The organism is Paenarthrobacter sp. 4246, assembly GCF_040546855.1.
Taxonomy (GTDB): Bacteria; Actinomycetota; Actinomycetes; order Actinomycetales; family Micrococcaceae; genus Arthrobacter.
The window spans coordinates 67,866-92,403 of sequence record NZ_JBEPOP010000003.1; the positions used below are offsets into that span (position 1 = coordinate 67,866).

Annotated in this window: 26 protein-coding genes, 2 tRNA genes and 1 riboswitch; of the genes, 23 read left to right on the plus strand and 5 right to left on the minus strand. The window is 62.3% G+C overall.

The annotated features are described in order from the left end of the window. The first annotated feature begins 31 nt into the window (after nt 1–31). Nucleotides 32–130: riboswitch (TPP riboswitch) on the plus strand. The 11 genes from thiD to ABIE35_RS05715 all read left to right on the plus strand — a co-directional run bounded on the left by thiD (nt 121) and on the right by ABIE35_RS05715 (nt 9,916). Continuing rightward, entirely contained in the window at nt 121–1,638 is a 1,518-nt protein-coding gene (gene thiD / locus ABIE35_RS05665; protein ID WP_354513139.1) for a bifunctional hydroxymethylpyrimidine kinase/phosphomethylpyrimidine kinase, read from the plus strand. Its footprint overlaps the riboswitch before it by 10 nt. 376 nt (nt 1,639–2,014) lie before the next feature. After that, complete coding sequence (rplU, locus tag ABIE35_RS05670) at nt 2,015–2,323, plus strand: 50S ribosomal protein L21 (RefSeq protein ID WP_024816904.1); 309 nt, start codon at nt 2,015–2,017, stop codon at nt 2,321–2,323. Between the two features lie 62 nt (nt 2,324–2,385). Further along, on the plus strand, nt 2,386–2,649 hold the full coding sequence (gene rpmA, locus ABIE35_RS05675) for a 50S ribosomal protein L27 (protein ID WP_024816903.1): 264 nt from the start codon (nt 2,386–2,388) through the stop codon (nt 2,647–2,649). Nucleotides 2,650–2,806: 157 nt separating this feature from the next. Continuing rightward, nucleotides 2,807–4,393: a GTPase ObgE gene (gene obgE / locus ABIE35_RS05680; protein ID WP_354513142.1), complete on the plus strand. Its 1,587-nt coding sequence runs from the start codon at nt 2,807–2,809 to the stop codon at nt 4,391–4,393. After that, a complete protein-coding gene (gene proB, locus ABIE35_RS05685) occupies nt 4,383–5,564 on the plus strand; it encodes a glutamate 5-kinase (protein WP_354513144.1) in 1,182 nt (393 codons plus the stop codon). Before obgE ends, proB begins: the two co-directional genes overlap by 11 nt. After that, nucleotides 5,561–6,925, plus strand: a complete 1,365-nt coding sequence (locus ABIE35_RS05690) for a glutamate-5-semialdehyde dehydrogenase (protein ID WP_354513146.1) — start codon at nt 5,561–5,563, stop codon at nt 6,923–6,925. The genes proB and ABIE35_RS05690 overlap by 4 nt, the downstream gene beginning before the upstream one ends. An 81-nt stretch (nt 6,926–7,006) precedes the next feature. Then, nucleotides 7,007–7,249, plus strand: coding sequence for a hypothetical protein (locus ABIE35_RS05695; protein ID WP_089595294.1), 243 nt, complete (start codon nt 7,007–7,009; stop codon nt 7,247–7,249). Continuing rightward, the gene (gene nadD, locus ABIE35_RS05700) at nt 7,233–7,928 is read left to right on the plus strand and encodes a nicotinate-nucleotide adenylyltransferase (RefSeq protein WP_354513148.1); all 696 of its coding nucleotides are present in this window, start codon (nt 7,233–7,235) and stop codon (nt 7,926–7,928) included. Before ABIE35_RS05695 ends, nadD begins: the two co-directional genes overlap by 17 nt. A gap of 7 nt (nt 7,929–7,935) precedes the next feature. Next, nucleotides 7,936–9,261: a hypothetical protein gene (locus ABIE35_RS05705; RefSeq protein ID WP_354513150.1), complete on the plus strand. Its 1,326-nt coding sequence runs from the start codon at nt 7,936–7,938 to the stop codon at nt 9,259–9,261. 58 nt (nt 9,262–9,319) lie between these two features. Beyond that, nucleotides 9,320–9,724, plus strand: coding sequence for a ribosome silencing factor (gene rsfS / locus ABIE35_RS05710; protein WP_354513152.1), 405 nt, complete (start codon nt 9,320–9,322; stop codon nt 9,722–9,724). Nucleotides 9,725–9,840: 116 nt separating this feature from the next. Beyond that, a tRNA-Ala gene (locus tag ABIE35_RS05715) sits at nt 9,841–9,916 on the plus strand. 104 nt (nt 9,917–10,020) lie between these two features. Here the strand turns inward: ABIE35_RS05715 and ABIE35_RS05720 are convergent. Next, complete coding sequence (locus ABIE35_RS05720) at nt 10,021–10,626, minus strand: ScbR family autoregulator-binding transcription factor (RefSeq protein WP_354513154.1); 606 nt, start codon at nt 10,624–10,626, stop codon at nt 10,021–10,023. A gap of 382 nt (nt 10,627–11,008) precedes the next feature. Between ABIE35_RS05720 and ABIE35_RS05725 the strand changes: the two genes are divergently transcribed. Then, nucleotides 11,009–11,081: transfer RNA gene (locus ABIE35_RS05725), tRNA-Ala, on the plus strand. A 65-nt stretch (nt 11,082–11,146) separates the two neighbouring features. Here the strand turns inward: ABIE35_RS05725 and ABIE35_RS05730 are convergent. Continuing rightward, entirely contained in the window at nt 11,147–11,524 is a 378-nt protein-coding gene (locus ABIE35_RS05730) for a cupin domain-containing protein (protein WP_354513156.1), read from the minus strand. A 203-nt stretch (nt 11,525–11,727) separates the two neighbouring features. Here ABIE35_RS05730 and ABIE35_RS05735 point away from each other — a divergent pair, with 203 nt between their 5' ends. From ABIE35_RS05735 to ABIE35_RS05755, 5 genes are all read left to right on the plus strand, one after another. Next, nucleotides 11,728–12,858, plus strand: a complete 1,131-nt coding sequence (locus tag ABIE35_RS05735; RefSeq protein ID WP_354513158.1) for a class I SAM-dependent methyltransferase — start codon at nt 11,728–11,730, stop codon at nt 12,856–12,858. A gap of 224 nt (nt 12,859–13,082) precedes the next feature. Beyond that, complete coding sequence (locus ABIE35_RS05740; RefSeq protein ID WP_354513160.1) at nt 13,083–14,282, plus strand: ROK family protein; 1,200 nt, start codon at nt 13,083–13,085, stop codon at nt 14,280–14,282. 43 nt (nt 14,283–14,325) lie between these two features. Then, on the plus strand, nt 14,326–15,699 hold the full coding sequence (locus tag ABIE35_RS05745; RefSeq protein WP_354513162.1) for an extracellular solute-binding protein: 1,374 nt from the start codon (nt 14,326–14,328) through the stop codon (nt 15,697–15,699). Continuing rightward, the gene (locus ABIE35_RS05750) at nt 15,696–16,565 is read left to right on the plus strand and encodes a carbohydrate ABC transporter permease (RefSeq protein WP_354513164.1); all 870 of its coding nucleotides are present in this window, start codon (nt 15,696–15,698) and stop codon (nt 16,563–16,565) included. Before ABIE35_RS05745 ends, ABIE35_RS05750 begins: the two co-directional genes overlap by 4 nt. Further along, on the plus strand, nt 16,562–17,440 hold the full coding sequence (locus ABIE35_RS05755; protein WP_502921363.1) for a carbohydrate ABC transporter permease: 879 nt from the start codon (nt 16,562–16,564) through the stop codon (nt 17,438–17,440). Before ABIE35_RS05750 ends, ABIE35_RS05755 begins: the two co-directional genes overlap by 4 nt. Nucleotides 17,441–17,467: 27 nt before the next feature. Here the strand turns inward: ABIE35_RS05755 and ABIE35_RS05760 are convergent, their stop codons facing one another. Further along, on the minus strand, nt 17,468–17,701 hold the full coding sequence (locus tag ABIE35_RS05760) for a hypothetical protein (RefSeq protein ID WP_354513166.1): 234 nt from the start codon (nt 17,699–17,701) through the stop codon (nt 17,468–17,470). A 134-nt stretch (nt 17,702–17,835) separates the two neighbouring features. Between ABIE35_RS05760 and ABIE35_RS05765 the strand changes: the two genes are divergently transcribed. From ABIE35_RS05765 to ABIE35_RS05790, 6 genes are read left to right on the plus strand one after another with little or no spacing between them, the layout of a single operon-like run. Beyond that, complete coding sequence (locus ABIE35_RS05765; RefSeq protein ID WP_354513168.1) at nt 17,836–18,843, plus strand: AAA family ATPase; 1,008 nt, start codon at nt 17,836–17,838, stop codon at nt 18,841–18,843. A gap of 12 nt (nt 18,844–18,855) precedes the next feature. Next, nucleotides 18,856–19,785 (plus strand): DUF58 domain-containing protein, encoded by a 930-nt coding sequence (locus ABIE35_RS05770; protein ID WP_354513170.1) that lies wholly within the window; start codon nt 18,856–18,858, stop codon nt 19,783–19,785. Beyond that, the gene (locus tag ABIE35_RS05775; protein WP_354513172.1) at nt 19,766–20,236 is read left to right on the plus strand and encodes a hypothetical protein; all 471 of its coding nucleotides are present in this window, start codon (nt 19,766–19,768) and stop codon (nt 20,234–20,236) included. The genes ABIE35_RS05770 and ABIE35_RS05775 overlap by 20 nt, the downstream gene beginning before the upstream one ends. Beyond that, nucleotides 20,227–21,207 (plus strand): vWA domain-containing protein, encoded by a 981-nt coding sequence (locus ABIE35_RS05780; protein ID WP_354513174.1) that lies wholly within the window; start codon nt 20,227–20,229, stop codon nt 21,205–21,207. The genes ABIE35_RS05775 and ABIE35_RS05780 overlap by 10 nt, the downstream gene beginning before the upstream one ends. Then, complete coding sequence (locus ABIE35_RS05785; RefSeq protein ID WP_354513176.1) at nt 21,204–22,181, plus strand: vWA domain-containing protein; 978 nt, start codon at nt 21,204–21,206, stop codon at nt 22,179–22,181. The genes ABIE35_RS05780 and ABIE35_RS05785 overlap by 4 nt, the downstream gene beginning before the upstream one ends. Next, the gene (locus ABIE35_RS05790) at nt 22,178–22,882 is read left to right on the plus strand and encodes a hypothetical protein (protein WP_354513178.1); all 705 of its coding nucleotides are present in this window, start codon (nt 22,178–22,180) and stop codon (nt 22,880–22,882) included. Before ABIE35_RS05785 ends, ABIE35_RS05790 begins: the two co-directional genes overlap by 4 nt. A gap of 112 nt (nt 22,883–22,994) precedes the next feature. Here ABIE35_RS05790 and ABIE35_RS05795 read toward each other — a convergent pair whose 3' ends face one another. Together ABIE35_RS05795 and ABIE35_RS05800 are read right to left on the minus strand one after the other, a co-directional pair. Further along, nucleotides 22,995–23,498 (minus strand): DUF2004 domain-containing protein, encoded by a 504-nt coding sequence (locus ABIE35_RS05795; RefSeq protein ID WP_354513180.1) that lies wholly within the window; start codon nt 23,496–23,498, stop codon nt 22,995–22,997. Nucleotides 23,499–23,548: 50 nt separating this feature from the next. Next, nucleotides 23,549–24,514 carry a LysR family transcriptional regulator gene (locus ABIE35_RS05800; RefSeq protein WP_354513182.1) on the minus strand — a complete coding sequence of 322 codons (966 nt, stop codon included), beginning with the start codon at nt 24,512–24,514 and terminating at the stop codon, nt 23,549–23,551. Nucleotides 24,515–24,538: the final 24 nt, after the last annotated feature.

Genomic DNA, 24,538 nt, shown 5'->3' on the forward strand with positions numbered 1-24,538 from the left:
TACGGGCCCTGCTGCGTCCCGGCTAGGCTGGGGGACTGACACGGGGTGCCGGGCATTGGGCCAGGCTGAGATCCAGACCCGTTGAACCTGTCCGGTTAGCACCGGCGAAGGGATGTCCCCATGACCTCATCGTCGTATTCTCCTGTGTACCCTTTGGTTGTTTGGGGCCGTGAAACGCCTCGCGTACTGAGTATCGCGGGCTCCGACCCCTCCGGCGGTGCCGGTATCCAGGCGGACCTGAAGAGCATTGCCGCGCAGGGCGGCTACGGTATGGCGGCGATTACGGCGTTGACCGCGCAAAACACGCTGGGTGTCAGTGCCCTCCATGTTCCTCCGGTGGAGTTCCTGCGACAGCAATTGGAAGCCGTCAGCACGGACATCGCCATCGATGCCGTCAAGATCGGCATGCTGGGTGACGCTGCGGTGATCGATGAGGTCCGCGGCTGGCTCGAGGCGGTGCGTCCCGCCGTCGTGGTCCTTGACCCGGTGATGGTGGCCACCAGCGGTGACCGCCTCCTGCGTGGGTCTGCCGAGCAAGCCCTGCGTGCTCTCCTGCCGTTGGCGGATCTTATTACCCCGAACCTCCCGGAGCTCGCGATGCTGTTGGGGGAGCCTGAAGCTGCTGACTGGGATTCGGCGCTGAACCAGGGCAAGCGGCTGGCTGCCGAGTGCGGCACCACGGTCCTGGTGAAGGGCGGACACCTGGCAGGTGTGGAATGCCCGGATGCCCTGGTCAACACCAGCGGCCTTCTTCGGCAGGACGTCATTGAGGTAGCCGGACCCCGCGTGGAAACGAAGAACAGCCACGGCACGGGCTGTTCGTTGTCGTCGGCACTGGCCACTGTCCAGGCCCGCACAGGCGATTGGGAAGCTTCCCTGCGTGAGGTCAAGCCGTGGTTGCTCCAGGCGTTGCTGCATGCGGACAGCCTCGACGTAGGCCAGGGAAATGGGCCGGTCAACCATTTCCACCACCATCAGGTCCTGAGGCCGGGGCAATTCGCCGCGGCGCTGTGGAAGGAAGCCGCTCCGGAGCTTGAGGCAATCTACAAGCTCAGCTTTATTGACGGCCTGCAATCGGGCGACCTCCCTGAAGCAGCCTTCAGCTACTACCTCGCGCAGGACGCCATCTACCTTAACGGGTACTCCAGGGCCCTGGCGCGCGCGGGCGCCCTTGCCCCCACGGAGGAGGAACAACTGTTCTGGGCGAAAGCGTCACAGCAGTGCCTTGAGGTCGAATCGGAACTGCACAGGAACTGGCTCAGCACCCGAGAGGCTTCCCCGGTGACCGGACCCGTCACGAAGTCCTACGTGGACCACTTGTTGGCATCCTCGGCCACGGGCAGCTACTCCGTGCTGCTGGCGGCCATCCTGCCGTGCTACTGGCTTTACGCAGAAGTGGGCCAGCAGCTCCATGCATCGTTCGTGGAGGCGGGATCTCCGGCAGCGCATCCCTACGCGGACTGGCTCAGGACCTACGCCGATGAAGAGTTTGCTGAAGCCACCAGGCATGCGATCAATTTCACGGACGCAGCAGCGGCGGCAGCTTCCGAGGGGGAGCGGGCGTCAATGGTGGAGGCTTTTGCCCAGTCCTGCCGCTACGAAACTGCGTTCTTCGACGCTCCGCGGCTGTTCGCCTGACCGTTCCTGTCCGGGCTTTTTATCCCCGAGCTTCAAAGAGCCCCAGCGCGTCGCGGGTCAAATCACGTTAATCGCCCCAAACCCTGTAGGCTGTATGGGCACGGTGCCGGGAGAGTCCGTTACAACTGGTGACGTAAGTCACGTGGTAGCCTCCGGACCCGGCCTCATTTGCAGCCGAGGGTCAAACTAGCGTAATCTTGATCTTCGGTGCTTACGCCAACACTTGGGTTATGCCCCTTGGAATTGTTCAAGGGATGACTCGCGGACTTCGATCAGAAGTCCACGGCGTTGAGGCACAGCGCGAACCAAGCCTGATTTCGGTTCCAGGTTCCGCACGCAAATTTAGTTATAAACGTCGAGAGAAGTGAGTACCCAAGTGGTGTACGCGATTGTCCGCGCAGGCGGCCGCCAAGAAAAAGTTTCCGTTGGAGACTACGTAACGCTTAACCGCGTCCCCGGTGGAGCCGGCAGCACGCTTGAGCTGCCCGCCTTGCTCCTGGTTGACGGCGAGAAGGTCACCTCCGCAGCTGCGGAACTGGCCAACGTCAAGGTTACGGCTGAGATCCTCGAGGACCTCCGTGGTCCGAAGATCGTCATCCAGAAGTTCAAGAACAAGACCGGCTACCGGAAGCGTCAGGGTCACCGTCAGGAACTGACCAAGATCAAGATCACCAGCATCGCGTAACTTTCGTTACCCGCTGTTCAGGTTTTTCAGTTTCCCCAGAAATTTAGAGGCAGGCATTTCACATGGCACACAAAAAAGGCGCGAGTTCCACTCGCAACGGTCGTGACTCCAACGCACAGTACCTGGGCGTCAAGCGCTTCGGTGGTCAGGTAGTCTCCGCAGGCGAAATCATCGTTCGCCAGCGTGGCACGCACTTCCACCCCGGTGCAGGCGTGGGTCGCGGTGGCGACGACACCCTGTTCGCCCTGCAGGCCGGCTCGGTTGAGTTTGGTACTCGCCGCGGACGTCGCGTAGTGAACATCGTTGCTGCTGCAGCTGCAGAGTAACAACAAGTTCTGAACCGGTGGAGCGGGCCAAACGGCCCGCTCCACCGTTCTTTTAACCGCATTACAATCGACTAGGGCGCTTTAGCGCACTGGTTTTGCAACAGCGCTGGCAACAGCAACAAACGCTGTAAGTAAGACAGCAACTGAGGAGATCCACGTGGCGAGCTTTGTAGACCGGGTAGTCCTGCACGTATCCGGCGGAACCGGCGGCCACGGCTGTGTCTCTGTAAAGCGGGAGAAGTTCAAGCCGCTCGGTGGCCCCGACGGAGGCAACGGCGGCAATGGCGGCGATGTCATCCTACGGGTGTCCGCACAGACCACCACCCTGCTGGACTACCACCATGCACCCCACCGCCACGCCACCAATGGTGGCCCGGGCATGGGTGACTGGCGCGGCGGCAAGAACGGCGAGACCTTGATTCTTCCGGTCCCCGACGGCACCGTCATCAAGACCAAGGACGGCGAAGTCCTGGCTGACCTCGTGGGTGAGGGCACTGAATACGTCGCAGCTGCCGGCGGCCAAGGCGGCCTGGGCAATGCTTCCCTTTCCTCCCAGAAGCGCCGAGCGCCCGGCTTCGCCCTGCTGGGCATCGAAGGCGAATCCAGCGACATCGTCCTGGAACTGAAGTCCATTGCTGACATCGCGCTGGTTGGCTTCCCCTCGGCCGGCAAGTCCAGCCTGATCGCAGCCATGTCTGCTGCCAGGCCAAAGATCGCCGATTACCCCTTCACCACCCTGATTCCCAACCTTGGCGTGGTCCAGGCGGGCGAAGTCCGCTTTACCATTGCCGATGTCCCCGGTTTGATCGAGGGTGCCAGCGAAGGCAAGGGACTCGGGCACAACTTCCTGCGGCACGTTGAGCGGTGTGCGGCTTTGGTGCACGTCCTCGACTGCGGAACTCTGGAGTCTGACCGCGATCCTCTGTCCGATCTCGCCATCATTGAGGCCGAGCTGGAGAAGTACGCGGTTGACATGAGTTACGCCGGTGTTGACGGCGAAGTTGTTCCTCTGAACGAGCGCCCCAAACTGGTTGTCCTCAACAAAGTTGACCTGCCCGATGGCAAGGACATGGCTGAGTTCGTTCGTCCGGACCTGGAAGCGCGCGGTTACCGCGTGTTCGAAGTCTCGGCAACCAGCCACGAGGGCCTGCGCCAACTCGGTTTTGCCATGGCGGAGATCGTCAAGGCTGCGCGCGACGCCGTGGCAGTCGCACCTCCCAAGGTTGCGCCACCCGTCCTTCGGCCCCGTGCGGTCAACGAGTCCGGTTTCAAGATCCGCCGCGAAGAAAAGAACCTCGAGCCGCTGTTCCGTGTTCTGGGCGAAAAGCCTGTGCGCTGGGTCAAGCAGACCGACTTCACCAACGAGGAAGCGATCGGCTATCTTGCCGACCGTCTGGCCAAGCTGGGCGTGGAAACTGAGCTTTTCAAGGTTGGCGCCAAGCCTGGCGACACCGTGGTTATCGGTGAAGACGATGGCGTGGTGTTCGACTGGGAGCCCACCATGATGGCCGGTGCCGAACTCCTTGCAACCCCCCGCGGCACCGACATCCGCGTTGCGGACATCGGCGACCGTCCTACGCGTTCGCAGAAGCGCGATGAGCAGATTGAGCGCCGCGAAGCCAAGGCAGCAGCCCGTGCAGAACTTGAAGCAGAGCGCAAGGCCGGCATCTGGACTGAATCCGTCAGTGGCCGCCGCGCGCAGACCATGAGGGAGAGCACCCTGGACGCCGGTGATGACGACTAGGACCGTCGACGTTCCGGCCACGGCCGAAGGCCTGGAACGCCAGGCCCTCGCCACCGCCAAGCGGATTGTGGTCAAGGTGGGGTCCTCCTCCTTGACCAGCATTCAGGGCGGTATCTCCGAGAAATCCCTTGCGGGACTGGTGGACGCCCTGGCGGACAAGCGCAATGCCGGCACCGAGATCATTCTGGTCTCCTCGGGGGCTATCGCTGCCGGCCTGGCTCCCTTGGGGCTAGCCAAACGGCCCAAGGATCTGGCCACGCAGCAGGCTGCCGCGAGTGTAGGCCAGGGACTGCTCATGGCCCGCTATACGCAGGCGTTCAGCGCCCACGGCGTCACCGTCAGCCAAGTGCTGCTGACCGCGGATGACCTCATGCGCCGCACGCAGCACACCAACGCTTTCAGGGCCTTGGACCGTCTGCTCAACCTTGGAGTGGTCCCCGTGGTCAACGAGAACGACACCGTGGCCACGCACGAGATCCGTTTCGGCGACAACGACCGACTGGCCGCTTTGGTGGCCCACCTGGTCCGCGCGGATGCGCTGGTACTGCTGTCCGACGTCGACGCCCTCTATGACGGACCGCCCTCCCAGGGCGCCAAGCGTATTCCGTTGGTTCAGGGTCCTCAGGACCTTGAGGACGTCACCATCGGCAAGGCCGGCAAGGCCGGCGTCGGAACCGGTGGAATGATGACCAAGGTTGAGGCGGCGTCGATCGCTGCCGGCTCCGGTATCCACGCTTTGGTAACGTCCACGGCCAACGCCGCCGCCGCCTTGGCGGGGGAGGACGTGGGGACCTGGTTCTCCGTCAATGGCAACCGCAAGCCGGTCCGCCTCCTGTGGCTGGCGCACCTGGCGACCGTTCAGGGACGGTTAATGCTCGACGACGGCGCTGTTAAAGCAGTCCGCGAACGGCACAGGTCACTCCTTCCCGCGGGCATTTCGGAGGTCAGCGGTGATTTCGAAGCCGGCGATCCCGTGGAGATGGTTGCCCATGACGGAACCGTGCTGGCGCGTGGACTGGTGAACTATTCCTCGGAGGAACTTCCGCGCATGCTGGGCCGCACTACCCAGGAGCTCGGCCAGGCGATGGGCCGGGGTTACGACCGCGAAGTTGTTCATGTTGATGATCTGGTGCTCCTGCGGACGCCCCGCTCATCTAAACTTGGAGCATGACTGAAGCGCTGACCCCTGATGCCCCTGTGATCTCCGACGTTTCCGGTGTTGCCGGACAAACGCCGGAGAACCCTGCGGCAGGCGGCGTTCCGCTCTCCCCGGAGGATGTCCAGGCCGCCGTTCATGCCATTGCCGACCGTTCCCGCAAGGCTGCACGCCGTATGGGCCAGGCGAACCGTGCTTGGAAGGATCGTGCGCTCCGTGCCATTGGAACAGCCTTGGTGGAGAACCGGAAGCATGTTTTGGAGGCCAACGCCAAGGATGTTGCCGCAGGCCGTGCCAATGGCACAACCCCAGCACTCCTGGATCGCCTCACGCTGACTCCTGCCCGGATCGACGGCTTGGTCGCGGCCTTGGAGAACCTGGCGGGCCTGCCGGATCCCGTGGGCAACGTAGTCCGCGGGCAGACGCTCCCCAACGGCCTGCGTCTGCGGCAAGTCAACGTACCCATGGGCGTTGTGGCCGCCATTTACGAGGCTCGGCCGAACGTGACCGTGGATATCGCCGGCTTGGCCCTGAAGAGCGGCAACGCCGTGATTCTTCGTGGCGGGTCAGCTGCTGCGAATACCAATGAGGCTTTAGTACGAATCCTTCGGGAAGCACTGGACTCGGTGGGCCTGCCGGCCGATGCCGTCCAGACCGTGGACCAGTACGGCCGCGAAGGTGCCAACGTGCTGATGCGTGCCCGCGGACGCGTGGACGTCCTTATTCCGCGGGGCGGGCGGGACCTCATCCAGACAGTGGTCACCAACTCTGCCGTGCCCGTTATTGAAACTGGTGAAGGCAACGTCCATATCTTCATCGACGAGTCGGCGAACGAAGAAATGGCCGTGGAAATTCTCCTCAATGCCAAAACGCAGCGTCCCAGCGTTTGCAACACCGTGGAGACCCTGCTGGTGCACTCGGGCGCAACGGTACTTCCTGCTGTTGCCAAGGCATTGCGGGCACAAGGGGTGACGCTCCATGTGGACGAGAGGATCGCCGCTGCCCTGGGCCCGGAGATTGAAACCGTTCCCGCTGACGACGACGATTGGGCCACTGAATACATGGACCTTGACCTCGCCGTGGCCATGGTGGACAGCTTGGATGAGGCCGTCAACCACATCCGCACGTGGACAACGGGACACACTGAAGCGATCCTCACCAACAACCTGGCCAACGCCGAGAAGTTCATCGCAGAGATTGATTCCGCTGCCGTGATCGTCAATGCCTCCACGCGGTTTACCGACGGCGGCGAACTTGGCCTCGGCGCCGAGGTGGGCATTTCGACGCAAAAGCTGCACGCCCGGGGTCCCATGGGCCTTACTGAGCTGACCACCACCAAGTGGATCGTCCAGGGCGAAGGCCAAGTCCGCAGCTAGCAACGCTGTAACATAGAACAGAAGTCCGGAACGTCGGGATGCCCCGCCGTGCAAACATTTGAGAACCAACTAGGGGAGAAGATGCTGTTTCAGCAGATCGCCACGTCCATTGCCGCCCAGACTGAAGGCGGCGGCCACGAGGAACTCGCACCCCTGTGGGCAGAGCCGTGGGTCTTCGGCATCGTGATGTTTGCCCTGATGCTGGTCCTCCTGTTCGTCACCCTGTCCTACACCAACCTGGGCAACCGCCACGAGGCTGTTGAAGAGCACGCTGATCCGCACCGCCAGCACCCGAACAAGCACACCCATGGGCAGGGCCACTAACATTATTGCCGCAACACCACGTGGGGAGTCGGGGCGCAGGCTTCGGCTGGGCGTGATGGGTGGAACATTCGATCCTATCCATCACGGCCACCTTGTGGCTGCCAGTGAAGTAGCAGCCAAGTTCGGACTCGACGAAGTGGTTTTCGTGCCGACGGGGCAACCGTGGCAGAAGTCGCACAAACTTGTCAGCGAGCCGGAGCACCGGTACCTGATGACAGTGATTGCCACGGCATCCAACCCCCGGTTCACTGTCAGCCGGGTGGACGTTGACCGCCCCGGCCCGACGTTCACCATAGACACCCTTCGTGATTTGCGGGCCCAGCGTCCTGACGCGGACCTGTTCTTCATCACCGGTGCGGATGCCTTGGCCCAGATCCTGTCTTGGAAAGATGTGGACGAGTTGTGGTCGCTGGCGCACTTCGTCGGGGTGACCCGTCCCGGACATGAACTGAACGACCTCGGACGGACTGATGATGTCAGTTTGCTCGAAGTTCCAGCCATGGCGATCTCCTCCACGGATTGCCGGATCCGCGTGGGCGCCGGCAATCCCGTCTGGTACTTGGTGCCGGACGGAGTGGTGCAATACATCGCGAAATATGGTCTGTACGCGCCCCAGCCCGTGGCAGGGGAGCTGGCACCCGTACTGTCCGGATCAGACGACCAAGCACGTACTGAATGAGTTTTGAATGAGCAGCCAGGAACAGCGACCCATCCGCAGCAGGCGTGAGCTTCGCCGCGCCCGGGAAGAACAGTCGGCCGCCACTGCGCCGTCGGCCACCACTGCGCAGCCGGACGTCACTGCGCAGGCAGACGCCACTGCGGAGCCGAAGGCGCAGCCGAAACCAACCGCGGAGCCAAAGGCGCCGGCAAAGGCCGACGTGGATTCCAAGGCCCCCGCAACAATTGACGCTGGTGGCGCTGACCGCCCCTCTGGGTCTGACCGTCCGGCCGCCCGTAACCGCCGTGCCGCTGATGGGCCGGTGGATGCTGTAGGAACCGCGGCGCAAGAGCGATCCTCGCAGGTCCGGGCACGTGACCGTGCAGCCCTGCGGACCATCAAGGAACTCGCGGACAAGGAAGAACAGCTCTCCGGAGGTGGGCCTCCCACGCGGCGCCAGCTTCGACTTCAGCAGCTCCAGGCCGAAGTTGCCACCTCAATGAACCCGATCGTTCCAGCGCCGGGTTCCACGCAGGAAGCGGCAAAGCCGGAGATTGCCAAAGCCGGGGCCGGCAACGCCATCGGCAAGGACAAGAACACACCGGGGGACAATAAAACTCCCGCAGGCAAGACCACGTCCACGGACAAAGTTCCGGATGCCGCCACGGAGTCCGGAATGTCTGTTGAGCAGGCGCTTGCTGTGCGTGAGTTGATCGCGGCGCAGGTTCAAAACCAGACGTCCAAGTTGGAACACATTGCCGAGCAGGATCCGTTGGCTGTTGATCCAGCGGTATTGGCGGAGCAAATTGCCTTGGCCGAACGTGCGGCGGTGTTGAACAAACGCGCTGCAGCCAAGCAGAAGCTCGCCGAGCAGAACAAGGCTGAGCAGACCAAGGTCGAGCAGGCAAAATCTTCGGCGGCCACATCAGGTCCTTCCACGGCCAACAACCTGGCCATGGTGACTCCGTTGGAGTTCGTCAAGGTTCCTGGTGTTGACCGTCCGGTCATGAAGCGTCCCAGCACCACGTTCGTGCCGTTGATCACTTCGGCAGGTCCCACTTTGGATGACCCGTCACAGGTCAAAAAGCCAGGCTCCCGGGGCCGCGCGGGGGTTCTCGCCCGGGCGGAAGCTGTTGCCAGGTCAGCCAGGAAGAAGCCTGCAGCACCCGTGGATCGCAGCGAAGAGACGCAGCGGCCCCCCGTTTCTGCCAGTACGGCTTACGGCCTTGATCCGTTGGACGTCAATACTGCTGGACTGGCCAGGGCGCAGCGCAGCAGGCTGCTGCAGTACGGTGTCCTGGCTTTGGGCTTGGTTGCCCTCATCGTCGGCATCATCATGATCACCAGCGGCTAGTTCCGCTGTATCTCGGCAAACGCCAAACCAAGGCCACAGGCCACAACAAGGAGTCCCCGTGTCTGCACATGAACAATCCGTCACCCTCGCCCGTCACGCCGCGCGTGCAGCGGCCGATAAGCTCGCCGAAGACATCGTTGCGCTTGATGTCAGCGAGCGGTTGGCGCTCACCGACATCTTCCTGATTGCCTCTGCTCCCACGGAGCGCCAGGTAAACGCAATCGTCGATGGCATTGAGGAAGAACTGCTCAAGCAGGATCTACGTCCCGTGCGTCGAGAGGGCCGCTCCGAAGGCCGCTGGGTTCTGCTGGATTATGCGGACATCGTGATCCACGTCCAGCATGCCGAAGATCGCGTGTTCTATGCACTGGAGCGCCTGTGGAAGGACTGCCCCGTGGTGGACCTGGAGCTCGGTGACGATGCCTCCGCCAAGGCTGTTTCCGCGGAGGACTCAGAGCACTAGGAAGTAACAGCAAACCGAATATGCCCGATTTGGAATTTTCGGAAACGCTGTTCTAAGATATTTGAGTTGCTTCGGCGCGGATGGCTGAAATGCTGAACGTGAAGCAGCAAGAATATGGGGCTGTGGCGCAGCTGGTAGCGCACCTGCATGGCATGCAGGGGGTCAGGGGTTCGAGTCCCCTCAGCTCCACCATCAAGGGTCCTGCTTTCCTCAAGGAAGGCAGGACCTTTTCTTATACCTGGAGTCAACTGGTCCACTGGCTGTAACCGGGTTCACGCAGTGGGGTCATCAGCGAGTCATGGACTGTGCGGTGAGGCGCTGGCGCCTGATGTCAGGGCCGGCAGCATGAATTCCCACATTTGTTCGATCCTGGCCATGACATCCTCCCGCACGGTGAGGACCTCGGAAACCATCTGAACTCCGGTGAAGGATGCAATCAGGTACCGGGCGAACGCGGCGACATCCAGATCGGCGCGGACATCCCCCTCCGTCTGGGCTTGAGCCAATAACTGGTGGGCGGTGTTGATCCAGTCCAGGTACGGGCCGGAGACGTCGGCTTGGAATGCGGAGGCTTCGAACGTGAGCCGGATGCCACCTTGGACTATCGGTTCGTCCAACAGTTGCTGGCCGAACATCCGGCAGAGTCCGATGAGCTTCTCGAGTGCGGGCCGGTTGGAGGCGACGATGTCTGAGCCCGCGGATTGCACCATGGCGTGCTGTTCCGTGATGACCGCTAGGGCAAGCTCCCGCTTGGACGTGAAGTGAAAATAGAGTGCGCCTTTGGTCACTCCCGCGCGCTTGGTGATGTCAGCCAGGCTGGCGTTTCCGTAGCCAATCTCAGCGAAGACGCGGGCTGCGCCTTCAATGACTGCCAGTCGGGTGTCCTGCGCACGTTGCTGCATAGGTAGTGGGTGACCTTTCGAGCGATGTGGTGGGGCCGGAAGTCACGGACGCTGGCAGTGGCGCCCCCGGGACCCCATAACGCTATCACCGGGCAAAGCCGGGTAGGTCAATTAAACCGACTGAACGGTTTGGTTTCTGGAACTATCGATCTTAGACTTCATGGGGAGGGGCTGGATGACAGTACGCTTCCAGGCAGCCGGTTTGGGGGGAGGCGCGGCGGATTTCGTCCAGCGCGCCTCGGCTGCCGGGTTCCGTGAATAAGCGGAGCTTGGAGTGACGCAGTTCACGGTCGACCGATTTCGCTTCTCGATGGATTGTGGTTAGTATTGACGAGTTGCTTCGACGGGAAGAGAAATACTTCACCGGAAAGTCAACAAATCCGGGGCTGTGGCGCAGCTGGTAGCGCACCTGCATGGCATGCAGGGGGTCAGGGGTTCGAGTCCCCTCAGCTCCACTTCGGAAAAAGACCCCGCTCATCTTGAGCGGGGTCTTTTTGTATGTACTGAAAGCCGAATCGCCTTATCCAGGGGGGCGGGCAAACTCGGCGCCGCTGACGAACTCGACACCTTGGAACGGTTCGTCGCCTACCACGTGGGCGTTGTGGCCCGGCGGGATCGTGTAGGAGTCGCCGGCAGCGATACTGATCTGGCCGCCGTCGTCGGTTTCAACGTCCAGCTTGCCGGAAACGCAGAATCCAACGTGGCTCAACTGGCAGGAGTCGGTGCCGACTACAGGTTTGATGCAGTCAGCCCAGGTCCAACCGGGCTCAAAGGTCATACGGCCGATTGTGTACTCTCCTACGGTGACGAGGTCCAGAACGGTCTTTTCCGGGCGGCGCGTTTCGTCGGGAGAGTTGTGGGACTTTACTTCCAGGTTCGTGACAACATTGACACTCATGGCTTCTCGCAGGGGAGAGGGAGCCGGATGACGGATGGTCCCGGTGCCTGGCTCCTTGGTCACCGGTTCCAGTGCTGGCTGCCTCTGTGATGGGTTTACCGAACTGACGGGGACAACCAGGTGTTGACGTGCTGCACTCTCAGGTTCCTCCCAAGCACTGACAAAGTCGAGTCAAAAACGCAACGAAAGTGAGAACCTCCATCGTGACGACATTGGAACTGGAAGCCCTGTTTGGCTCCTTGAGCAGGCTTCCGGACGTCGAAGCGGAGAATTTGCAGGCCTACGACGCCACGGACCGGATTCTGCTGGAAACAGCGGCAAAGATGGTGGGCCAGGACACCGGGGTTGTGGTGATTGGCGACCGCTACGGTGCCCTGACGCTGGGCGCGCTGGTGGGACTCGGCGTCGGGCATGTCCGTGTTCACCAAGACCTTGTCACGGGGCGGCTCGCGTTGGAGCGCAACGCAACCACAGCAAATCTCGAGGACCGTTTCACGCAGCATGGCTTGGGCCCGGAGCTGCTCGGCAATGCGGGGCTGGTACTTGTTCAATTGCCGAAGTCGCTGGCTGAGTTGGAGGAAATTGCCGACGCCGTTGCCCGGTTCGCAGCGCCGGATACGGTGATGTTGGCAGGCGGCCGCGTCAAGCACATGTCCAAGGGCATGAATTCAGTCCTGGAGAAGTACTTCTCCTCTGTCCAACCACAACTTGCCCGGCAGAAGTCCAGGGTACTCATTGCCGGAGATCCCCAACAGGTTCCGGAGACGCCACCGTTCCCCGTTGTTGAACCATTGCAGGAATTGGGAATTACGGTCTGCGCACATGGCGCCGTCTTCTCCGGAGCCCGCCTGGATATCGGGACGCGTTACCTGCTGACCTTCCTGGACCGGATGCCGGCTGCCCGCCGCGTGGTGGACCTGGGATGTGGCACGGGGATCCTGGCCACCATGTATGCACGACGCCATGATGAGGCAAACGTGGTGGCAACGGACCAATCTGCTGCTGCTGTTGCCTCGGCCCGGGGTACCGCGGAGGCCAATGGGGTGGGGGATCGGGTGGCCGTCCTTCATGATGACGCGATGTCCACGCTTGCACCCGGCAGTGCGGACCTCATCCTGCTGAATCCGCCGTTTCATGTGGGGGCCAGCGTCCATGCAGGCGCTGCGCTGAAGATGTTCCAAGCCGCCGGACGGATACTGGCGCCAGGTGGTGAGTTGTGGACCGTCTACAACAGTCATTTGCAGTACCGGGGTGCGCTGGAACGGCTTATTGGGCCTACGTCGGAGGAAGGCCGCAACCCTAAGTTCACGGTGACACGCAGCCTCAAATCTTGAGGGCACCGTCATCAAGGCACGGTTCCATAGGCTGTCGCATACAATTCAGTGGCATCGTTACCAACCCCTGACTTCGTCGCCAGCGTGTGCTCGTACCTGTAGGGCTGTGGGTATCGTACGATGCAGACAGAGACTAAATTCGACGAAGTTTTTCCGAATGACGAGGGGCATCAGTGACTGAGATCCGGCAGCCGACACCGAGGCGCGGAACGAATCTACCCCGTATGGGGGACTTCAATCTGACCGTCATCCTGGAGGCGATCCGGCGGTCAGCACAGGGACTCAGCCGCGTGGAGCTGGCACAGATTGTTGGACTTTCCCCCCAAACCATTTCCAATATTTCCCGGCGCCTGCTGGATCAAAAGCTGATCGTCGAGGCCGGCAAGGAAGGATCGGGGCCGGGCAAGCCGCGGACCATTCTGCGGTTGAACCCGGCTGGGATGTATGCCGTCGGCGTCCATCTGGACCCGGCCGTTATCACTTTTGTCGTTCTGGACCTGCTGGGCGATGTCGTCAGGCATTCCCGGATGTCCACCCCTGGCGGGGACCCTGCCGACGTGATCACCAGCATCGCCGCGCAAATCAAGGTCCTGGTCGAAGAGTCGGGCGTGGACGCATCCAAGATCGCTGGTCTTGGCGTTGCCGTGCCTGGGCCTATTGATTTGGACGAAGGCTCTGTAGTGGAGCCGCCCCTGCTGACCAGGTGGAACCGGGTGCGTATCCGCGAGGCCTTGAGCGAAGCCACTGGGCTGGAGACCCTGGTTGACAAGGACGTGACCAGCGCAGCTGTTGCCGAGACCTGGGCAGGTGGCGCGAGCGGTGCTGGAAGCTTTGTTTTCATGTACATGGGTACCGGCATCGGTTGCGGAATCGTGCTCAACGATGAAGTAGTGCGTGGAACCTCCGGCAACGCCGGCGAGATCGGCCACATCGTGGTTGACCCTTCCGGACCTCTGTGTGATTGCGGACTGCACGGATGCGTTAAGTCCTCCTGCATTCCTCAGGTCCTGGTGGCCGAGGCCGAAGCAGCCGGTGTCTTGGACGGTCACCGTGAGGGGGCAGACGGCCCCGAGGTCCAGGAACGTTTTGCAGCACTGTGCGACCAAGCCGACGCCGGAAACCAAAAAGCCATTGCCATTCTGGACAAGTCGGCCACCCTCGTGGCTCGTGCCGTGTCCGTAGTGACCAACACCCTGGATGTGGAGCGCGTGGTTTTCGGTGGTCCCTTCTGGGGCCGTATGTCGCCCTACTTCCTGGCACGGGTTCCGGAGCTGCTGGACAGTAACAATGCTGCCCGAATGATTCATGACCTCGAAGTTGTAGGCACTGGAGTCGGCGAGGACGTCGGCGCAATCGGTGCCGCATGTCTCGTCCTGGAGCACATGCTGGCACCGCGGGCCCAGCGGCTCCTTCTCGAAGGCTGAATCAGCACGACGTTTGACGGATTGGAGCACCATGGGCCGCCCAATGAAGTTAGCTGGCATCAAGCACCTAGCGGGGAAGTTTGCCGCCATCGCTTCAGCTGCCGCCGTGCTTGTGGCGGCCAGCTCCTGTTCGCCTACGCCTGACGCGGCCGGGAACAAAACGCTGAAGATCGTTTATCAGAAAACGGATGCCTTTACTGCCCTCGACGCAGTCATGCAGGACGCCAAGAAGGAGTTCGAGGCAGCCAACTCCGGGGTTGCCGTTGAGCTTCAGCCCATCCAGGCCAATGATGACGACTACGGAACCAAGCTTGCCCTGGCCCAGCGTTCGCCGGACACGGCGCCGGATGTCTTTTACGAGGACACCTTCAAGGTCCGGTCGGACGTCGACGCCGGTTACCTCCTTAAGCTTGATGGCTACCTTGAAAAGTGGGACGACTGGCCCCTGTTCAACGAAGCAGCCAAGGCGGCGGGCCGGGCAGATGACGGCAGCATTTATGCGGTTCCGCTCGGGACAGACACCAGAGCTATCTGGTACAACAAGGCAGTCCTTCAAAAGGCGGGCATTTCCTTGCCCTGGCAGCCAAAGACCTGGGATGACATCCTGACCACGGCCCGCGCCGTGAAGGCATCCGATCCCAACGTGATCGCCTTCAACATGTACGCAGGCAAGGGGACCGGCGAGGGCACAGTCATGCAGGGCTTCTATGAACTCCTCTACGGGACAGACAGTACGTTGTATGACGAGAACGCCAAGAAGTGGGTGGTCGGTTCCCAGGGATTCACTGACTCTCTGGCGTTCTTGAAGACCCTCTACGACGAAAAACTCGCAGTGAGCCCCGCCGAGGCCTTGGATGCCAACGTCTGGAAGAAGGTCTTTGGCGAGTGGTTCCCCCAAGGCAAACTGGCGGCCACCGTAGAAGGTTCCTACACGCCGTCGTTCTGGCAAAAGGGTGGGGCGTACGAGTGGGCAGGATATGAGCAGGACATGGGCGTCACGATGTTCCCCACCAGGAATGGCCAGGAGCCCGGAGGTGTCAGTATGTCCGGCGGCTGGACGCTTGCGGTGGGTGCGAAGAGCAAGAACCCTGACCTTGCCTTCCAGTTCCTCACCACTGCACTGAACAAGAAGAACGCGTTGGCGTACGACATCAACAATTCGCAGATTGCCGTCCGGACCGATGTCGCCGCGGAAGCGGACTATTTGGCAGCCAACCCGTTCGTCAAGGATGTCTCAGACCTGGTGGCCGTAACGCATTACCGCCCCGCCACTGCTGACTATCCGAAGATTTCCACCGCCGTCCAAGTCGCCACGGAGTCAGTGATAACTGGCAAGCAAAGCCCCGAGGACGCCGCAGCAGAATACGATGCCACCGTCCGGAAGCTTGTGGGTGAGGACAAGGTCCTGGAGAAATGACCATCCGCCGCGTCCTGCGGCTCCTGCCGGTAGTTCCGTCGATTCTGCTGCTCCTGCTTTTCCTTGTGGCCCCGGTGGCTTGGTCGTTTTACGCTTCCTTCACCAACGCTGCGTTGACGGGCAAGGCAGCGCAGGACCCGCAGTGGGTGGGCGCCGACAACTACGCCCGGATGTTCAGCGATGACTCGTTTCCGCTGTCGGCCTGGCTGACCGTTGTCTTTGTCGTGGCGTCGGCGGTGGTGGGGCAGAATGTGCTGGGCCTGCTGATTGCGCTGCTGATGACGCGTTCACGGACGGTGGTCTCTTCGGTAGTGGGAACGGCAGTTGTTGCGGCCTGGGTGCTCCCGGAAATTGTGGCCGCGTTGACCGCGTATGCCTACTTCAACCGGGACGGAACTCTGAACCAACTGGCCGGCATCGTCGGTGTCGACGGCGTGGACTGGCTGTATTCGTTCCCCCTTGTGGCGATCATCCTGGCCAACACCTGGCGCGGCACCGCTTTCTCCATGCTGGTGTACCGGGCGGCTTTGGCCGACGTACCCCGGGATATTTCCGAGGCCGCGCTCATGGACGGCGCCCGGGGGTGGCAGAGGCTCACTTTCATTACCCTGCCTTTGATCCGGAGCAGTATCACCACCAATCTGATGTTGATTACGCTCCAGACACTGGCCGTCTTCACCCTTATCTGGGTGATGACGGCCGGCGGTCCGGCCAACGCCAGCACCACTTTGCCTGTCCTGGCGTACCAGGAGGCGTTCAAGTTTGGCGACATCGGCTATGGAACAGCTGTGGCGTCGGTCCTGATCCTGTTGGGCATGGTGTTCGGTGCCGTCTACGTTCGGCTCCTGAGGGAGCGTCGCCCGTGACCGCCAAGGGACTGCGAGCGCGGGAGAAGGCACCAGGCACGACGACGGGTGGCGCCTCCCGTTCCAGGGCCAGGTTGGGTGCGGATATCGCCTTGGCTGTGATCGGGGTCTGCTTTGTGGTGCCGTTATTGTGGTTGCTGCTGGCCGCCGTCGATCCCCAGGCGGGATACCAGACCAAGGTGCCATCGGCGCCGTCGACCGCCAACTTCAGTGCGGTGCTGACTCCTGAGTTGCTGTTTCAGCCGTTGGCCAACAGCTTGTGGTTGTCTGCCGGTACGGCTGTGGTGAACCTTCTTGCTGCTGTGTTGGCCGCTTATCCGTTGTCCAGATATCAGTCCCGGTTCAACAAGCCGTTCATGTACACGGTGCTGTTCGGCACCTCGCTGCCGGTGACGGCCATTATGGTGCCCGTGTATGGGTTGTTCGTCCAATTGCACCTGTTGGATTCCATGGCAGCCACTATTTTCTTCATGGCGACCACTACTTTGCCCATGGCGATCTGGATGACCAAGAACTTCATGGACTCGGTTCCTTTGGAACTGGAGGAGGCGGCCTGGATGGACGGGGCGTCAGCCATGGCGGCGTTGCGTACCATCGTCCTGCCGCTGATGAGGCCGGGGCTGGGTGTGGTGTTCATCTTCGTCTTCATCCAGGCGTGGGGAAACTTCTTTGTTCCCTTCATGCTGTTGTTGTCACCGGGCAAGCAACCGGCGGCGGTGTCGATCTTCAGCTTCTTCGGCCAGCACGGAGCGATCGCCTACGGCCAGCTGGCTGCGTTCTCCATCCTGTACTCGGTCCCGGTGCTCGTGCTGTACGCGTTGGTGTCCCGGGGCATGGGGAACTCTTTTGCCCTGTCTGGAGCTATGAAGGGCTAGCTGGAGCTATGAAGGGTTAGCCGGCGCTCAATCGATGTCTTCGATGATCTCGCCGTAGGGGATGGATTCGTCCAGGTGGGCTTGGTGGCCGGTTGGTCCCCGGTTGAAGGTGATCCTGACCCCGTGGCGTTGGTCGGCGGCTGATTGCAGGAGGACGGGCCGAACGGCGTCGATGACGTGCTGGTCCTGGGCGGCGAGGTACTTCTGGTAGGCGGCTGGTAGCTGATGCATGGCAAAAGGATAGACCTCGGAGGGCTGCATGGGGAGGGGTCCCCATTGCGGCCCTGAACAGGTCAGGCTTGGATAGAGTGGCCCATGCAGGCGGTAGTACTGATGCCCGGCTTTGTTGCCGGCTGCCTGCCGGGAAACGTCAGACGCCAGCGAGGGGACCACGAGTGCAACAGACCACAGCCACGGCCGGAATCGATGCACCGGACATGGCCCGTGCCCAACAACTCGTGGGCAGCATCATCCGGAGTTTTGAGAACAAAGTGGTGGGCCAGGCGAGGCTTCGCGAGACCTTGGTCATCGGGTTGTTGACGGGCGGACACGTGCTGCTTGAAAGTGTGCCGGGCCTTGCCAAGACCACGGCGGCCCAGGCCATCGCGGAATCGGTCAGTGCGGAGTTCCGCCGTATCCAGTGCACTCCGGACCTGTTGCCCAGCGACATCGCAGGCACACAGATTTTCGATGCTGCCAAGGGAACATTCGTCACCCAGTTGGGGCCGGTCCATGCCAACATCGTGCTGCTTGATGAGATCAACAGATCCAGCGCCAAGACCCAGAGCGCCATGCTGGAGGCCATGCAGGAACGGCAGACCTCCATCGGTGGCGAGTCCTACCCTTTGCCGCAGCCGTTCCTGGTGCTGGCTACACAGAACCCGATCGAGCAGGAAGGGACGTACCGGCTCCCCGAAGCCCAGATGGACCGCTTCATGCTCAAGGACGTCCTGGACTACCCCAGCCCGGCCGAGGAAGCCGAAGTCATTCGCCGGATTGATGCCGGTGTGTTCGATGCCGACCAGAAACCGCCGGCTGCTGCCTCACTGGACGCCGTGGTCCAGGTCCAGGAGCTGGTGCGACGGGTGTATATCGACCCCGCCATCGTCAGGTACATCGTGGGCCTTGCCTACGTCACCCGAAATGCTTCCCAATATCTGGAACCCCGGCTTGCCAACTTGGTGGAGTTCGGTGCCAGTCCCAGGGCCAGCATCGCCTTCAGCCAGGCAGCCAGGGCCCTGGCCTTGTTGAACGGCCGGGACCACGTAATTCCCGAGGACGTCAAGAGCCTTGCCCACCGGATCCTGCGGCACCGTATCATTCTCGGGTTCGATGCTGTGGTTGAAGGCGTCCCGGTGGAAACCGTCATTGATGCCGTCGTGGCGTCTGTCCAGACACCGTAGCGGGGACTAGACGTGCCGAGCCTGCTTCGCCGGGTTAAGTCGAAGATGTTCATCTTCGCCCACCGGAGGACCCTTACCCTGCTCGACGGCGAATACGGCTCCGTCTTCAAAGGCCGCAGCCTGGACTTCGATGAGCTGCGGGCCTACGTTCCCGGGGACGAAGTCAGGGATATCGATTGGAAAGCCACGGCACGGCACGGATCGCCCTTGGTCAAGCGTTATGTGGCAGTTCGGCGGCACTCAGTGCTGTTGCTGGTGGATACCGGACGGACCATGGCTGCCCAGGCGTTGTCTGGTGAATCTAAGAAGGACATTGCTGTGCAGGCAGCCGGAGTCCTGGGATATCTGGCGTGCCGCCACGGTGACGACGTCGGCCTCCTGCACGGCAACGAGACTACAACCCGATATGTCCCGCCCCGCAGCGGCGAAGAGCACCTGGAACGGTTGCTGCAGGAGGTTGATGCGAGCGTCGCCCTGAACGGGCCGGTCAGTTCCCTCGCGGAGCAGCTGGACTACGTCCTGAGATACCTGAGGGGGCGCCTGCTTGTTGTTGTCGTCGCGGACGAGTTCATGCCCGATGCCCGCACTGAGGGCCTGATGCGCAGGCTTCGAGCCAGGCACGAAGTCCTGTGGCTCACCATTCGGGACGTGAACCTTGCACCGGTGGCAGACAAAGGTGCCACGAACAGTAAGGATGTGGGCACGGGGCAGGGAATTCCAGCGCAGCTGGCCGCCGACAGCAAGGTCCGGGCGGCTTATGAAGCTGCCATGCTGGAACGCGGAGAACACCGCAGCTCCGTCTTCCGCCGCCTGGGCATAGCCGAGGAACAAACCTCAGGCAGCGCGGACGTCCTGCCTGCCGTCTTTGCTCTCCTTGAGAAGCACCGTTCGGGTGCGCCAACTGCCAAGGGTGCCGCTGGGGGTGGCCACCGTGCAGGATGATCCCGGCTTCTACGCGCCGCTGCAGTATCAGCCGCAATGGCTCTGGGCCGGCCTCCTGATAGTCCTGGTGGTGGTTGGCTGGTACGCCTGGATCTTCCGGCCCGCCGGCCGGAAACAACCAGCCGGACAAGGAGCGCCACAGCAGAACCTGGACGCACTCCGGTCCGCCTGCCTGACGGCAATCAACGCAACAGCGGAAGACGCCGACGCCGGACGGATACCGGTGCGCGACGCCCACCAAAGACTCAGCTTCCTCGTGCGGGAGTTCGCCGGGGCAGCCACGGGGCTACCGGTTACGTCCATGACGCTGGAAGATCTCCGCCGCCAAGGACTCGAGAGCCTGGCTGAAGGAATCGCTGGTATCTACCCCAACGAATTCTCCCGTGTGCCAGTCCACCCCGTGGGGCACTCAGCGGAGGCTGCGCGACAGGTGGTGATCGGATGGAACTGAGCTACTGGTGGATCCTTCCCCTTGCCGCAGCAGCGGTGGCCATCAGCGCCTGGCAGTACCGCCGCCGTCGTCCTCCACAGACCCGGGCCATCGCGCACGGTGACCGCCTCACCGACTTGCCGGAGTACCAACACGCACTACGCAGGTACCGCCTGCGGCTGATGGTGGCAGTCATGCTGGGCGCCGTGTTCCTCGCCGCCACCGCTACAGCCGCCGCCAGGCCCATCCTGCGCACCACGGAGCGACCGGAAGTCCGGAACAGGGACATCGTGCTCTGCCTGGACGTGTCCGGATCCATGACCAGCACCGACGCCGCCATAACCACCGTGTTCCAGGAACTCGCCAAGGAATTCGACGGCGAGAGGATTGGCATGGTCATCTTCGACAGCAGCAGCGTGCAACTCTTTCCCCTCACGGACGACTACGACTACGCCGCCGAACAGCTCGCCGAAGCCAAGGAAGCCTTGGACAGCGGGGCAGGATCCTTCTTCGATGGCACCTGGAACGGCGCAGGCTCCTCACTGATCGGTGACGGCTTGGCATCCTGCGTGCAGAGCTTTCCCGATGACGCAGGCGCCGCCGATGCCCAGCGCTCGCGGTCCGTGGTGCTGGCCACTGATAACTTCCTCTCCGGCGAGCCGATCTTCAGCCTGGAGGAAGCAGCAGCACTGGCCGCCGACAAAAAAGTTAAAGTGTACGCACTGAACCCCAGCGACATGGACTACGGAAACCAACCTGATGAACCCGGTGCCCAACTCAGGGCTGCCGCTGAGCGTACCGAGGGCGCCTACTACACCGTGGACGGCGCTGAGGCCGTGCCGGGCATCGTGGGGAAAGTGCAGCAAACAGAAGCCACCAGCTACCGTGCAGCTCCTCAGGCGCTGGCAGCCGATGCTCCCGCCTGGCCGCTCGGGATTGCCCTGGTTGCCGGAACGGGCATGCTGGTACTCGGCTGGAGGCTGGAACCATGACCTTCGCCCCGATCATTCCGTGGCCCCCGCTGCTCCTGGCCCTCGGCGCCGTGCTGGTGTTCACTGTGCCGGCCGTGACACGGAACGGGAGGCCAGCAGCGTTGCGAGGCGCCGCCGTCGTGCTTCTGCTCCTCGCCATGTTCCGGCCGGGCTGGCCCGGTGGACAGGCCAACACCGCCACCGCGGAGATGGACGTCTTTTTCGTTGTGGACACCAGCACCAGCATGGCAGCCGAAGACTACAGCGGCTCCAATACCCGACTGATGGGAGCCCAACGCGATGTCATGGCGATAGCCAAGGAGCTCGCCGGTGCCAAATTCTCCCTGATCACGTTCGACAACAAGGCCACCGTCCGCATGCCGCTCACCCGTGACGCCACCGCGCTGCAGACCGCAATGACCACGCTGCAACCCCAAAACGCACGATACGCCAAGGGCAGCAGCGTCACCGGTGCAGCGCAGCTACTCAAAGAGCGGCTTGCTGCAGCCAAGGAGCAACACCCGGGCCGGCCCGCGCTGGTCTTCTACGCCGGCGATGGCGAAAACACCAGCACCGAGCAGCCGTCGGCCATGGATGCCGCCAATGTAGCAGGGGGAGCAGTCCTTGGATACGGCACATCTCAGGGCGGACGCATGAAGGAAACCCCTGATGCTGACGCCGGCTACCTCAAAGACCGCAGCTCCGATACCACGCAGGACGCCGTTTCACGCATCGACGAAGAACAACTCCGCATTATCGCCGGCCAACTCCGCCTCCCCTATGCACACCGGACCGGGACAGAGCCGCCGTCTGACATGCTTGCCAAGGCCCAGCCAGGTGCCCTCAGCATCAGCGACGCGGACACCCCCGGACGCATTGAGCTCTACTGGCTGCTCGCCCTGGCTGCCTTCCTGCTGGCACTGCACGAACCACTGCGCCACCTCGCCGCACTCCTGAACCTCCGGCCTGCAGCAGCAAAGGAGCGTACCCCATGACCCACAACGCACGACGACGGAGACTCCGGCTTGCGCTGTGGTCCGCGCCACCGGCCCTGCTGGCGCTCGCCGTTGCCGCGAAACTCCTCAGCGTGGGCGTCCTGGGTGGTGCAGCCGCGGAGTCCTACGCTGCCGGTCAGGGAAATGACGTGGCCCGGGCTGCTTCCTGGCTCCATATAGTCAACTTCGTGGAGCCGCACAAGGCATCGTTCGCCTCCGGGGACGCGCAGGTGCTGGCGGGTGACTTCGCTGCTGCACGGGAAGGCTTCGAGGCAGCTCTGCGGCTCGGCCCCGGTGATGACGAGTGCAAAGTCCGGGTCAACCTTGTCCTGAGCATCGAGAAATTGGGTGACGCGGCAGGGGCCGGTGACGCTGCGGCCCAACTGTTAGCGGAAGGACTTGCTGTGGCGGAAGCATCACCGCCGCAATGCCATCGTGTTGGTCCCGCCAACGCCGCAGGGGAGGGCGCAGCCCTTGACGCGGCGGAGGACCGGCTCACGAACAAAATCGCCGAAGGAAAGACGCAAAGCGGCACGGCGCAGCGGCCTTCCAGGGAATCCCCGTCCACGCCTCCACAGGAACAGCTCAAACAGTTGGAGGAGAGCGCGCAACGAGCCCAACGGGAACGCTCGGAGGGGCAGGAACGCGGAGAATACCTGCGCAGTCCCGATGATGGACCGCGCGTTGACAGGCCATGGTGAACCTGTCGGCGAACAAAGTTCACAAATCCTTGGACTCACGTCGGACAACAACGACGGCGGCCGGTCACCACAAGGTGACCGGCCGCCGTCGTGCGTTGTTAAGCCTTGCTTGCTACTCCCAAAGGATTTCGTCATCCACCACGCCGTCTTCGTCGGCCGCGACTACCAGGAGCTCGTCCGTGAAATGAGATCCGAGGGTGAAGTCCAGGACAAAATACCGCTCCGGCTGTCCGGGGTAGATGGCCACGTGGCCGAGTTTGAGGGCCTTCAGGAACACATCATTGGTCAGTTGGCCCTTGTCCCGGACGCCGAAGACCGACTCCAGCTGCTCGTCCTTGAGCTGTGAGCTATGGAAATGCAGGAACTGTTGGGGATTGGTGCCGTCCTGGTCAAGCTCGTCGGCAATCATTTCCCTGACCTGGTCCACGAGTTCGGGCAGGAAGCGCAACCTATAGTCCACCTTGCGCATGGCGGCCTCATCGAAGTGGTCGTGCGCGGTGACGTTGAGGTCCAGCTCCAACTGGTTGCCGCCAAGTTCGTGTCTCGCGACGAAGCAATGTTCACGCCCGTGGTTGAGCTCGATCTCCCCAAAATGTTTGCTCGCTACCTTGCCCATGTGATCAATCTAACCCCATCAACCGGCGGGTTCCAGCACTTGGGGATATTTCACCGGCGCCGTTGCGGACCCTTGACAGGCGCGGTTTTCAGGGGGTGAAGTCCGCTCTTGCCCGACGTCTCCCGGAGGGTGTCGGCCAGCAGTTGTGTGAACAACTGCACTTGCGCCGTCCGCTTTTCATTGATGAGCAGTGCGAAGACGTTACGCGCCAGCCGAATGTCCGGGACGTCAAGGACCACGACGCCGGATGGCCGGTTCCGGAGCGCCAGCTCGGGTACCAGCGAGGCACCCAGGCCAGCAGCGGTCATCTCCAGGCTGGCGTGGAAGTCGTCGCTGTAGGCCACCACCCGCGGGTGGAGGTTGCAGCTGGCGAACAGGCGCTCAATCACCAGGGCGTCGCTGGTGCCGGGGTGGTGAACGATCCACGGCATGTCGGACAGATGCGCGGCCTCTATCTCGGCGTCCTCCCGGATCTTCCAGGACGCCGGCAGCACCACCCGGAAGTCGTCGTCCCCGATCCACTGCCGTTCCAGGGAGTGCGGCCAGGCCAGTCCGGACTGTCCCACCTGGTAGACCAGCGCCACATCCAGTTCGCCGCCGCTGCGCAGGCCCTGGATGGTTTGGGCGGGTTCCGCCACGGAAACACGGAGCTCAATGCCCAACCCGTTCCACCGATCGTTCCGGAGGATCTCCGGCAACACGTAGGTGGCAAGGCTGGGGAAGATGCCAAGCCTCAGTTCCTGGGCGGGGGAGTCGTTGGTTCGTGAAGCCGCAGCCATGAGGGCTTCGACGTCGGTCAGCACCTTCGATGCGTGCCGGGTCATGGTCACGGCTGCTTCGGTGGGAACAACGCTCCGCGCGGACCGTTGGAAAAGCTCGACGCCGGTATCGCGTTCCAGCGCGGCCATCTGTTGGGAGACTGCCGAGGCTGTGTAGCCAAGCTGGGCGGCGGCAGCAGCGAAGGAACCCAAACGGGTTACTTCCATGAGCGTCCGGAGGTGGAGGAGATTGACCATCAGCAGATTTTAGCTGTTCGCCAC